The following is an 11,041-nucleotide window of genomic DNA, read 5'->3' on the forward strand; positions in this document are numbered from 1 at the left end:
GCCGCATATATCGAATCGGAGTTCGTTGTTGTCTGCCATTCCAGAAAAGCCCGCCCTTGAAGGACTCGAGCAGAAGTGGGGCCCCCGGTGGGAGTCCGACGGAACGTTCCGCTTCGATCGCGCCAATGCGACCCGCGAGAACATCTTCTCGATCGACACCCCGCCCCCGACGGCATCCGGGTCACTCCACATCGGTCACGTCTTTAGCTACACCCACACCGATGTCATCGCCCGCTTTCAGCGGATGCGCGGCAACAAGGTCTTCTACCCGATCGGCTGGGACGACAACGGTCTGCCCACCGAGCGCCGCGTACAGAACTACTACGGCGTGCGCTGCGACCCGACTCTCCCCTACGACGCCGGCTTCGTGCCGCCGTTCGAGGGCGGCGACAACAAGAGCTCCAAGGCCGCAGACCAGCTGCCCATCAGCCGTCGCAACTTCGTTGAGCTGTGCGAGAAGCTCACGGTAGAAGACGAGAAGCAGTTCGAGGATCTGTGGCGCAAGCTCGGCCTCAGCGTCGACTGGACTCAGACCTACCGCACGATCGCGCCCGAATCGCAGGCCGTCGCCCAGCGCGCGTTCCTGCGTAATCTTGCCCGCGGCGAGGCGTACCAGGCCGATGCCCCCACCCTGTGGGACGTGACGTTCCGCACCGCCGTTGCGCAGGCAGAGCTCGAAGACAAGGAGCAGCCGGGCGCCTACCACCGCCTCGCGTTCCACGCTCCCGACGGCACCGACATCCACATCGAGACGACCCGCCCCGAGCTTCTGGCCGCGTGTGTCGCGCTCGTCGCTCATCCCGATGATGAGCGGTACCAGAAGCTTTTCGGCACGACCGTTCGCACGCCCCTCTTCGATGTCGAGGTTCCCGTCGTTGCGCACCACCTTGCCCAGAAGGACAAGGGATCGGGCATCGCCATGATCTGCACGTTCGGCGACCTCACCGACGTGATCTGGTGGCGCGAGCTGAGCCTGCCCAACCGCGCCATCATCGGCTTCGACGGCCGCATCATCAGCGAGGCCCCTGCGGCCATCGAATCGGAGGCCGGCAAGGCCGCCTACGCCGAGATTGCCGGCAAAACGGTCTTCAGCGCGAAGAAGACGATGGTCGACCTTCTGCAGGCTTCTGGCGAGATGATCGGCGACGCCAAGCCGATCATGCACCCCGTCAAATTCTTCGAAAAGGGCGACAAGCCCCTCGAGATCGTCTCAACCCGCCAGTGGTACATCACCAACGGCGGCAAGTCAGAAGAACTGCGCGACCGCCTCGTCGCTCTCGGCAGCGAGATTGACTGGCACCCCGACTTCATGCGCGTTCGTTACGACAACTGGGTCAACGGCCTCAACGGCGACTGGCTCATCAGCCGCCAGCGGTTCTTCGGCGTTCCGATCCCCGTCTGGTATCCGCTCGATGGCGACGGCAACCCCGTCTTCGACTCCCCCATCGTGCCGTCCGAGGCGCAGCTACCCGTCGACCCGTCGTCGGATGCCGCCCCCGGCTTCGATGAGTCGCAGCGCAACCAGCCCGGCGGCTTCGTCGGCGAACTGGATGTTATGGACACCTGGGCGACGTCGTCGCTGACCCCGCAGCTTGCCGGCGGCTGGGAGAGCGACCCAGAACTCTTCGATCTGGTGTTCCCCTACAGCCTGCGCCCGCAGGGTCAGGACATCATCCGCACGTGGCTGTTCTCGACCGCACTGCGCTCACTCCTTGAACACGACGGCGTCGCACCGTGGAAGCACGCGGCGATCTCGGGCTTTATCGTTGACCCCGACCGCAAGAAGATGTCGAAGTCCAAGGGCAACGTCGTCACCCCCGCCGGGATGCTCGACGACCACGGCTCGGACGCCGTTCGGTACTGGGCGGCGTCGAGCCGCCTGGGCACGGATGCCGCGTTCGACCCGCAGAACCCCAAGCAGATCAAGATCGGTCGCCGCCTGGCGATCAAGGTTTTGAACGCGGCCAAGTTCGCATACTCGTATGAGCTGCCGAGCGGCGACTTCGCGGTGAGCGCCCCTCTCGACGTCGACATGCTCGCCGAGCTGGACGCCGTCGTCGCCACCGCCACCAAGGCGTTCGACGAATTCGACCACGCGCGAGCGCTTGAGACGACGGAGCAGTTCTTCTGGACGTTCTGCGACGACTATCTCGAACTCGTCAAGGAGCGCGCCTACGGGGCATCGACTCCCGCTGGCCAGGCCAGCGCGGTACTCGCACTCCGCGAGGCAATCGACGTGATGCTTCGCCTTCTGGCCCCGTTCTTGCCGTTCGCGACAGAAGAGGTCTGGTCGTGGACCCACGACGGATCGATCCACACGGCGGCGTGGCCCGTCGCCGCCGGCAGCCAAGCGCGCGGCGTTCTACCCGCCGTCAGCGCTGCGCTCATCGGAATTCGTCGAGCCAAGACGGACGCGAAGGCGTCGCAGAAGACGCCCGTTGTCTCGGCCGTGATCTCCGCTCCCGCCGACACTCTCGCGCTGCTGGAGCAGGCGGCGGATGACCTCAAGGCCGTCGGACGCATCGAATCACTCGAGTTCGTGGTCGGCGATGAGCTCGCTGTCACCGACATCGTGCTCGCCGAGGTAGAGGCCTAAATGCAGCTCGGAACGCGGTGGACGCTCGGGGCTCCTGCTCCCGAGCGTCTGCCGCAGACCGTGCGCGACGCGATCGCGGCAGTGGATGCTGAAGTGCTGGCTTTGTCGTCGGCCGACTTCGACCCTTCGGGCTGGCGCTGGACCCTGACCTGGCTTGAGGGCCGCCCAATCGCCGAACTCGACGACGGCACTGTCGTCACCTATGACGCCGTGGCAGATGAGGCTGTCGTCACTCAGCCGAACTAGCTGCTGCCGAACCAACCGCTGCCGCACGAACCGCTGTCGAGGCCACTGCTATCCCAGGTAGAACTTGCGCGCCCGCTCGGCGATGTGCAGCTCATCGTGGTCCGCGTCGAGCTGCAGATCGTGGCGTGTGCGAGGGTCGTTCTCGACTCTCGCACGTGAGAGCTGACGGTCGCGGCGGCGATCAGCATCGCGCTGAGCCCAGCGGTACAGCGCGACGCCCACCTGCGCAGCCACACGGTCGATGCCCCGGGGCTGAGCATGGTGTGCCCGACGAATGTCGGGTGAAATTGCGGTCATTGCCCTCACCTTTCGTCGCCATTAACGCTAGCGAGAGGCGCCGACATTCTCGCCGGCACCAAGGCCTTTCTCGCCATCTCACAATGTGATTGGCAGAGAGGCGCGAGCGAACTACTAGCCGCCCAAGTTCCAGACGCGGTAGGCGTCCGATTCGCGCCGCGCTCGCTCTCGCTCGGTGGCCACTGCCCTGGTGTGGCTCTCCATCGCCAGGTCACGCCGACGAGCTCGGCTTCGGCTCCACCGGATGAGCGCCCGACCCAGCAGCTGCACCCGCAACGGGCTAGCTGCAGCACATTCCGGTGCGCAGAGCTAACCGCGGGCGAGAACCTCTCCATGGGGCATGCCCATCCACCCGTCGCTGTCGTCTGCCCAGTCGCGCCACGCATCCGAAATCTGCTGCAAGTCTGCGCGCGTAGCTAGCCCCTTGCTGATCGCATCCCCCGCGAAGGCAGACTCAAGCACCCTCGTCTGCCACATTCCGCCCCACCAGTCACGATCATGGTCTGAGGCGAAACACCAGATGTCAGCGGAACTCTGCACAGTAGCAAAGCCGGCCTCACGTGCCCACGCCTTGAGGCGGCGACCGGCGTCAGGCTCTCCCCCGTTTGAGCGGTGCACCTGTTGATACAGCTCTGCCCACCTCTCAAGTCCCGGGCTCGTCGGATACACCATGGTCCCCGCATAGTCGACGTCGCGAGCGGCTACCACACCGCCCGGCTTCATGACCCGGCGCATTTCGCGAAGCACCGCAACGGGGTCGGCAACGTGCTGCAGCGTTTGATGGGCGTGCACAATGTCGAAAGAGTCATCGCTGAATCCGGTGGAATAGGCATCGCCCACGACAAACTCGACGGTATCTACTCCCTCGTCATCGGCAAGCGTTCTGGCCTTCGCGATCACCTCGGCAGAGGCATCAAGGCCAATCACTCGGCCGGGGGCGACCCGGCGAGCGAGGTCGACGGTGATCGTGCCAGGCCCACAGCCAATATCGAGAACGCTGAGACCCGGCCGGATGCTCGACACCAGGTAGCCAGCGGAGTTCTCCACTGTGCGCCATGTGTGTGACCGCAGCACGCTCTCGTGGTGACCGTGGGTATACCGTTCCTCGTCAGAAGGCGCAGACTTCTCACTCATGCCGCCAGCCTATAGGCGGTGGCAATAAGCTCAACGGATGAGCAATCCGTTTCTCGCCCCGAGCACTCTGCCCTATGAGCTGCCCCCGTTCGCCGATATTCGCGACGAGCACTACCTCCCGGCATTCGAGGCGGGCATGGCCGAGCAGCTCGCCGAAGTAGAGGCCATCATCCGCAACCCGGAGTCGCCCACCGCGGGCAACACGCTCGTGCCGCTCGAGGCATCCGGGCAGATTCTCGATCGGGTCAGCTCCGTCTTTTACAACAAGGCGTCGGCCGACTCCACAAATAAGACGAATGAGCTCGAGGAACACCTCGCCCCCATCATGGCTGCTCACCGCGACGCCATCTCGCTGAACCCCCAGCTCTATGCGCGGATCAGTCATGTCCACTCCGAACGAGACGCCATCAGCGATGCCGAGACACGGTATCTGGTGGAGCGGTATTACACGGAGTTCACGCTCGCAGGCGCTGGGCTTCCCGAGGCCGACACGGCGCGGCTTCGAGAACTCAACCAGGAGCTGTCAACCCTCACGACGCGGTTTGAGAAGAATCTGCTCGCCGACACCAATGACCTGGCTGTCGTCATCGACGACGTAGCCGAACTGGATGGTCTCGGCACCGGCGAAATCTCCGCAGCCGCTGCTGCTGCCGAAGAGCGGGGGCTCTCGGGCAAATACCTCGTGTCCCTCGTGTTGCCGACCGGGCATCCGTGGCTAGCGAGCCTCACCAACCGGGACGTGCGCCAGCGCATCATGGCAGCTTCGCGCTCGCGCGGAATCCGGGGAAACGCCAACGACAATCGAGAACTCGTTCTGGCGATCACCCGCCTGCGAGCCGAGCGCGCCCGTCTGCTCGGGTTCGACTCCCACGCCGCCTACGTCACCGCCGACGAAACCGCGGGCAGCCCACGCGCCGTGGCGGACATGCTCGGCCAACTCGCTCCAGCCGCCGCGCGAAACGCCCTCGCCGAACAGGCTGCACTCGAAGCCCAAGCGGGCCATCCCATTGAAAGCTGGGACTGGTCGTTTTACACCGAAAAGGTGCGGGTGGCCGAATACAACGTCGACGCAGCGGCCATGCGACCATATTTCGAGGCCGAGCGCGTTCTCCACGATGGCGTGTTCTTTGCCGCAACGCGGCTCTACGGCGTGACCTTTGAGGAGCGCACCGACCTCGTCGCGTACCACCCTGATGCCCGTGTGTTCGAGGTCCGCGACTCAGACGGCAGCGGAGTAGGGCTATATGTGCTCGATCTGTTTACGCGCGATTCCAAGCGCGGCGGTGCGTGGATGAACCCCCTCATCTCACAGAACCGCCTTCTCAACCAGCCGGTAGTCGTCGTCAACAACCTCAACGTTCCCCGCGCCGCAGCGGGCGAGCCGACGCTGCTCACGCTCGACGAGGTCACCACGTTCTTTCACGAGTTCGGGCATGCGCTTCACGGCCTCTTTGCCAGAGTCACATACCCCAAGTTTGCCGGCACGAATGTGTTCCGCGACTTTGTCGAGTTCCCGAGCCAGGTCAATGAGATGTGGAAGCTCTGGCCCGAGATTCTCGCCAACTACGCTGTGCACCATGTCACCGGGCAGCCGCTGCCCCAGCAGCTCGTCGACAACCTCGTGGCATCCGAGCAGTTCAACGAAGGGTTCTCGACGAGCGAGTACCTGGCCGCCGCGCTGCTCGACCAGGCCTGGCACACCATCACCGCCGACTCCGAGGTGACGGATGTCGCGGCATTCGAACAGCGCGCGTTGAGCGATATGGGCCTCGCCAACCCGGCAATTCCCCCGCGATACTCGAGCACCTACTTTGCCCACACCTTCGCTGGCGGCTACGACGCCGGCTATTACTCCTACATCTGGAGCGAGGTGCTCGATGCCGACACCGTGGAGTGGTTCAGGAACAACGGTGGGCTCACGCGCTCCAACGGCGATCGGTTCAGGTCGCGTCTGCTCGGCGTCGGGGGCTCGAAAGACCCCATGGAGGCGTTCCGCGAATTTCGAGGGCGCGACGCCGAAATCCAACCTCTATTGCGGCGGCGCGGTCTCGACTAAGCCTCGGCCGACAGGGCGCGCCCGCAGCCACAGCATGAACAGGGCACCGGCGACCAGGCCCCAAAATGCCGAGCCGATGCCCAGCGCGGTGATGCCCGATGCTGTGACGAGGAACGTTGCGATCGCCGCCATACGGTGATCAGGCTCTTCAAGAGCCGACGCTATGGACGACACGAGCGCGCCCAGCACGGCGAGACCGGCGACCGCGATGATCAGAATAGGCGGCGACTCCGAGACGAGGGCCGTGGCAACCCCGGCGGCAAGGCCAATCGCAACGAACACAGAACCCGCGACGACTGCGGCGATCCAGCGCCTCGAACGATCGGGATGCGCCTCGGGACTCGCCGCTATTGCCGCGGTGATCGCCGCCAGGTTCACGGCATGGCCACCGAAGAATGCGCCAACGGTGGAGGCAACACCCGTGGATAAGAAGATTGCGCGTGATGGGGCGGGATAGCCGAACGACGACATCACCACGAACCCCGGCACATTTTGGCCCGCCATCGTCACGATGAACAACGGCAGCCCCAGGCTGACCATGACAAAGGGATCGAACTCCGGGGCGACGAATACCAGGGCGGGAGCAAGCGAGGCGCGCGGCAGCCAGTCTGTTCCCGCAGAAGCGACAATGACGATCGTGGCAACGAGCATCGCTGCGGGCACTGCCCATCGGGGAGCCACCCTCAGCAGGATGAGCCAGACGAGCACGATCGGGCCCGCGAGAAGCGGAAACTCTGCGACCGCGGCGACCGGGGCGAGACAGATGGGGAGCAGGATTCCCGCAAGCATCGCGCTGGCGACCGGTTTAGGGATCCGCGATATCGCACGGCCAAGGGCTGGCCAGAGCCCGCACACGACGATGAGCACACCACTCACGATGAATGCCCCGACCGCAGTGGAAAAGCTCGTGCCTCCGCTCGCAGCCGCCACCAGAACTGCGGCGCCGGGGGTCGACCACACGATCGAAATCGGTTGGCGGTAGGCCGCCGAAAGAACGACTGTGAGGATGCCCGATGCAAGGCAGAGTGTGAGGAGTCCCGACGAGCTCTGCTCCTGGGTGGCCCCGACGGCCTGGAGCCCTGCGATGACGAGCGCGAACGATGTGGCGAAGCCACTAATGGCGGCGATGAATCCCGCTGCAATGGGTTGGAGAATGGCCGCTCACCCTTTCCCGGTGCCCCCGAAGTTCCCGGCGCCCCGAAGCCCGCCTGCGCGGTTACGTGTGAACTCGCTGGTTACGCGGACTTTTCTTGCGGGGCGGCCGCGCGGGGAACGATCGTGGGTGCCGCGCCCGAGAGCACGGCGTCGCGGGTGACAATGACCCTGCCGATCGCGTCATCGGAGGGAACGTCAAACATGATGGATCCGAGCACTTCTTCCATGATTGACCGCAGACCTCGCGCACCCGTCTGGCGCAGGACCGCGAGATCCGCAATCGCCTCAAGGGCATCGCGCTCAAAATCGAGTTCGACATTGTCGATCTCGAACATGCGCTGATACTGCTTGACGAGCGCGTTCCTGGGCTGAGTGAGGATATCCATGAGCGCGACCTGATCGAGCGGCGTCACCGTGGTGACCACGGGGAGGCGGCCGATGAACTCGGGAATCAGCCCAAACTTGTGAAGGTCTTCGGGGAGAACCTCGCTGAAGAGATTGACGTTGTCGCCCTTGCTGTGCAGCGGCGCACCGAAACCGATGCCCTTCTTGCCAGCCCGCTGAGAGATGATCTCTTCGAGGCCCGCAAAAGCCCCAGCGACGATGAAGAGCACGTTGGTGGTGTCGACCTGAATGAACTCCTGATGAGGATGCTTGCGACCACCCTGAGGGGGGACCGAGGCGACTGTGCCCTCGATGATCTTGAGCAGCGCCTGCTGCACGCCCTCCCCCGAAACATCGCGCGTGATCGACGGGTTCTCTGCCTTGCGGGCGATCTTGTCGATCTCGTCGATGTAGATGATTCCGGTTTCGGCCCGTTTGACGTCGTAGTCAGCGGCCTGAATGAGCTTGAGGAGAATGTTTTCGACGTCCTCGCCTACATACCCGGCTTCTGTGAGCGCTGTCGCATCGGCAACAGCGAACGGCACATTGAGCCTCTTGGCGAGTGTCTGGGCGAGGTAGGTCTTGCCGCAGCCCGTGGGCCCGATCAGCAGGATGTTGGACTTCGCGATCTCCACGTCGTCCAGCGCTGCATCGGCAGAAGTGATCGTGCCGCGAGCACGGATGCGCTTGTAATGGTTGTAGACCGCAACCGAGAGAGCCTTTTTGGCCTTCTCTTGCCCAATCACGTACTCCTCAAGGAAGCCGTAAATCTCGCGCGGCTTGGGCAAGTCAAACTCGCTCGTGGCGGCTTCGCCAGCCTCGGCGAGGCGTTCCTCGATGATTTCGTTGCAGAGTTCTACGCATTCATCACAGATGTATACGCCGGGGCCCGCGATGAGCTGCTGGACCTGCTTCTGGCTCTTTCCGCAGAAAGAACACTTAAGCAGGTCGGCGCTTTCGCCGATTCGAGCCATGAGCCCTCTCCTCTATACCGTCGCGTCTGGTGAAAACGAGCCTAACCCGAGTCACCGACACTCACATGCATTCTTGTCGAATGCCGCGCAAAGTGTCTGAGTGCCGCCCAGCCTAGACTGAGATAACGGCACAGGCAGAAAGCGCGGATTACGACATGACGGAACGCTGGGCGAGGTTCAGCCGAGGCTGGCTCGTCGCCGGCTTCGCTACCTTTGCTGCCGCTTTCTCGCATGGTGCGGCAAGCGGCGCGCATCCACCCGCTTTCGCAATCGTGCTCGCTCTCGCTTTCTCCGGGCCCGTGTGCGTGTGTCTCGCCGGGCGGTCTCTTTCAGCTGCTCGCGTTGCGCCCGCTGTCGCCGTTAGCCAGCTCGCCTATCACGGCCTTTTCGCGTTCTTTGGCCCGTCCGCAGCACCCGTCACCGCACTCAGCGCGCATGTCGAAGGCCACGCACTCCACGACCACGGTGCCACAGCGATCGACGCTGCCCCGGTCGCGTCTGGGGTTGCGGCATCCGGATTCGTGATGGCAGACCCGGGGATGCTCTGGGCCCATGCCGGCGCTGCGGTGGCCACGCTCGCAGCGATTGTCTTCGCTGAGCGCACCGTGAAGAACATTGCCGCTGCGGCCGCTCCGCTTCTCACCTCGATCGTCGACACCGCGCTTCGCGCCCTGCGGGCAGTGCGGGCATCCGAGGCCCCGCCGCTCCTTGCATCTCTCCACGCCCTGCCCGCCCGGCACGAACGGATGCCCGTTGCGGCTCGTGCGCTCCTCATCGGATTCCTTCGCCACCGCGGTCCACCCGCGTCTGCCTGCGCTTAGTCGGCACCCGCCGCATCGCGCACGCACTCTCTGGCAACGAACATTCGGACACCCATGTCCACACAGTCAAGGAATCACTTGTGAAAGCTCTCACCACATCCACTATTACGGCTGCCGCAGTCGCCGCACTCGTCATCGCCGCGCCTCTTGCAGCCAACGCCCACGTTGGCGTCACACCTAGCTCGACCGCCGCAGGCAGCCCGTCCGTGCTCACGTTTTCATTCAGCCACGGCTGCGAAGGTTCGCCCACCACGTCTCTGACGTTCGGCATCCCCGAGTCGATTGAATCAGTAACCCCGACAGTGCACCCAGGATGGAGCATTGCTGAGACCCCCACGACCGTCACCTACACGGCAAACACCCCGGTTGCCGACGGACTGCGCGACACGGTTGCGCTCTCGGTCGTGCTCCCTGCCGGCGACGAGGGCGATACTGTCGCCTTCCCCGTGGTGCAGGGCTGCGTTGACGGCGAGCATGCCTGGACCGAGCTTGCCGAGGGCGACGCTGAGCCCGACAGCCCCGCCCCAACGATCACCCTCACCGCAGCGGACCCCTCCGCCGGTGGACACGGTCACGGCGCAGCGACAGACAGCGCAGAAACCGAAGAGCACGCAACGTCAGCCGAGTCGGCATCCGCAGAAGGTTCAGTGGATGTTGTCGGCCGTGGCCTCGGAATCGCTGGCCTGGTCGTCGGCGCCGTCGGCATCGTGATCGGTCTCACGGCGCGTCGCCGGGCGGTGCGCTCATGAGTGCCATGATCAGCGGCTGCCTGCGTCGCCCGCTCGCTGTTTTCGCGGCGATTCTCGCGATCATCCTCGCCTCGGTTGTAGGAATGGCCAGTGCGGCCAGCGCCCACAACTACGTCGTATCATCCACTCCAACCGAAGGGCAGACTCTCACCGAATTGCCCAAGGAGTTCATCGTCACGACGAACGATGTGCTGCTGTCGGCTGGCGCGGTAGCGATGGAAGTCACGGATGCTGACGGGCTGTTTTATGGCGACGGTTGCGTGACGATCGATGGTGCAAGCGTCACGATGCCGGCCGCGCTTGGCGCTCCCGGCAACTACACCCTCACGTGGCAGGCCGTCTCGGCGGATGCTCACACGATCTCGGGCGTGATCAGCTTTGCGTGGGCTCCAACACAGCCCGGTGACGAATCGGTCGGCCACGCGACTGCACCGCAGTGCGGCGTCTCCTCAGAAGAGGAACAGGTGGAGCCCTCCGCCACCGCAGAGGAGCCGTCGACACCGGCCGTTCCCGAAGAGGAATCGACGCTGCCCGTGGGGATCTGGATCGCCTCCGGTCTGATCGGCCTCGCGGTTATCGCTGTCGTCATCATGGCGCTTCGCCGCAAGCGCTAAACGCAAGCCATTCAC

At 64.3% G+C, this 11,041-nt stretch carries 10 protein-coding genes; 6 read left to right on the top strand and 4 right to left on the bottom strand.

The features are described from left to right. Positions 1 to 28: 28 nt before the first annotated feature. Complete coding sequence (gene valS / locus C2138_RS07920; protein WP_241961081.1) at positions 29 to 2,596, top strand: valine--tRNA ligase; 2,568 nt, start codon at positions 29 to 31, stop codon at positions 2,594 to 2,596. Further along, positions 2,597 to 2,842 (top strand): hypothetical protein, encoded by a 246-nt coding sequence (locus tag C2138_RS07925; protein ID WP_108516872.1) that lies wholly within the window; start codon positions 2,597 to 2,599, stop codon positions 2,840 to 2,842. A 48-nt stretch (positions 2,843 to 2,890) separates the two neighbouring features. On the opposite strand, the gene C2138_RS07930 is transcribed toward C2138_RS07925, so the two are convergent. Continuing rightward, positions 2,891 to 3,139, bottom strand: a complete 249-nt coding sequence (locus C2138_RS07930) for a hypothetical protein (protein WP_108516873.1) — start codon at positions 3,137 to 3,139, stop codon at positions 2,891 to 2,893. 309 nt (positions 3,140 to 3,448) lie between these two features. Next, complete coding sequence (locus C2138_RS07935) at positions 3,449 to 4,273, bottom strand: class I SAM-dependent methyltransferase (RefSeq protein WP_108516875.1); 825 nt, start codon at positions 4,271 to 4,273, stop codon at positions 3,449 to 3,451. A gap of 37 nt (positions 4,274 to 4,310) precedes the next feature. Here C2138_RS07935 and C2138_RS07940 point away from each other — a divergent pair, with 37 nt between their 5' ends. Further along, positions 4,311 to 6,329: a M3 family metallopeptidase gene (locus tag C2138_RS07940; RefSeq protein ID WP_108516877.1), complete on the top strand. Its 2,019-nt coding sequence runs from the start codon at positions 4,311 to 4,313 to the stop codon at positions 6,327 to 6,329. Here C2138_RS07940 and C2138_RS07945 read toward each other — a convergent pair. Together C2138_RS07945 and clpX are read right to left on the bottom strand one after the other, a co-directional pair. Next, positions 6,303 to 7,484 (bottom strand): benzoate/H(+) symporter BenE family transporter, encoded by a 1,182-nt coding sequence (locus C2138_RS07945; RefSeq protein WP_108516879.1) that lies wholly within the window; start codon positions 7,482 to 7,484, stop codon positions 6,303 to 6,305. The genes C2138_RS07940 and C2138_RS07945 overlap by 27 nt on opposite strands. A gap of 80 nt (positions 7,485 to 7,564) precedes the next feature. Next, on the bottom strand, positions 7,565 to 8,842 hold the full coding sequence (gene clpX / locus C2138_RS07950; RefSeq protein ID WP_108516881.1) for an ATP-dependent Clp protease ATP-binding subunit ClpX: 1,278 nt from the start codon (positions 8,840 to 8,842) through the stop codon (positions 7,565 to 7,567). Positions 8,843 to 8,997: 155 nt separating this feature from the next. Here clpX and C2138_RS07955 point away from each other — a divergent pair, with 155 nt between their 5' ends. From C2138_RS07955 to C2138_RS07965, 3 genes are all read left to right on the top strand, one after another. Beyond that, complete coding sequence (locus tag C2138_RS07955) at positions 8,998 to 9,663, top strand: hypothetical protein (protein ID WP_108516883.1); 666 nt, start codon at positions 8,998 to 9,000, stop codon at positions 9,661 to 9,663. A gap of 80 nt (positions 9,664 to 9,743) precedes the next feature. Beyond that, positions 9,744 to 10,412: a YcnI family copper-binding membrane protein gene (locus C2138_RS07960; RefSeq protein WP_108516885.1), complete on the top strand. Its 669-nt coding sequence runs from the start codon at positions 9,744 to 9,746 to the stop codon at positions 10,410 to 10,412. Next, the gene (locus tag C2138_RS07965) at positions 10,409 to 11,026 is read left to right on the top strand and encodes a copper resistance CopC family protein (protein WP_108516887.1); all 618 of its coding nucleotides are present in this window, start codon (positions 10,409 to 10,411) and stop codon (positions 11,024 to 11,026) included. The genes C2138_RS07960 and C2138_RS07965 overlap by 4 nt, the downstream gene beginning before the upstream one ends. Positions 11,027 to 11,041 lie beyond the last annotated feature (15 nt).

This window comes from Salinibacterium hongtaonis (assembly GCF_003065485.1).
GTDB classification, from domain to species: Bacteria; Actinomycetota; Actinomycetes; order Actinomycetales; family Microbacteriaceae; genus Homoserinimonas; species Homoserinimonas hongtaonis.

Bases quoted from the DNA above. Each gene is read 5' to 3' on its own strand.
- C2138_RS07935 (WP_108516875.1), bottom strand. From the start codon at position 4,273: ATGAGTGAGAAGTCTGCGCCTTCTGACGAGGAACGGTATACCCACGGT.
- C2138_RS07930 (WP_108516873.1), bottom strand. From the start codon at position 3,139: ATGACCGCAATTTCACCCGACATTCGTCGGGCACACCATGCTCAGCCC.
- clpX (WP_108516881.1), bottom strand. From the start codon at position 8,842: ATGGCTCGAATCGGCGAAAGCGCCGACCTGCTTAAGTGTTCTTTCTGC.
- C2138_RS07965 (WP_108516887.1), top strand. From the start codon at position 10,409: ATGAGTGCCATGATCAGCGGCTGCCTGCGTCGCCCGCTCGCTGTTTTC.
- C2138_RS07925 (WP_108516872.1), top strand. From the start codon at position 2,597: ATGCAGCTCGGAACGCGGTGGACGCTCGGGGCTCCTGCTCCCGAGCGT.
- C2138_RS07955 (WP_108516883.1), top strand. From the start codon at position 8,998: ATGACGGAACGCTGGGCGAGGTTCAGCCGAGGCTGGCTCGTCGCCGGC.
- C2138_RS07940 (WP_108516877.1), top strand. From the start codon at position 4,311: ATGAGCAATCCGTTTCTCGCCCCGAGCACTCTGCCCTATGAGCTGCCC.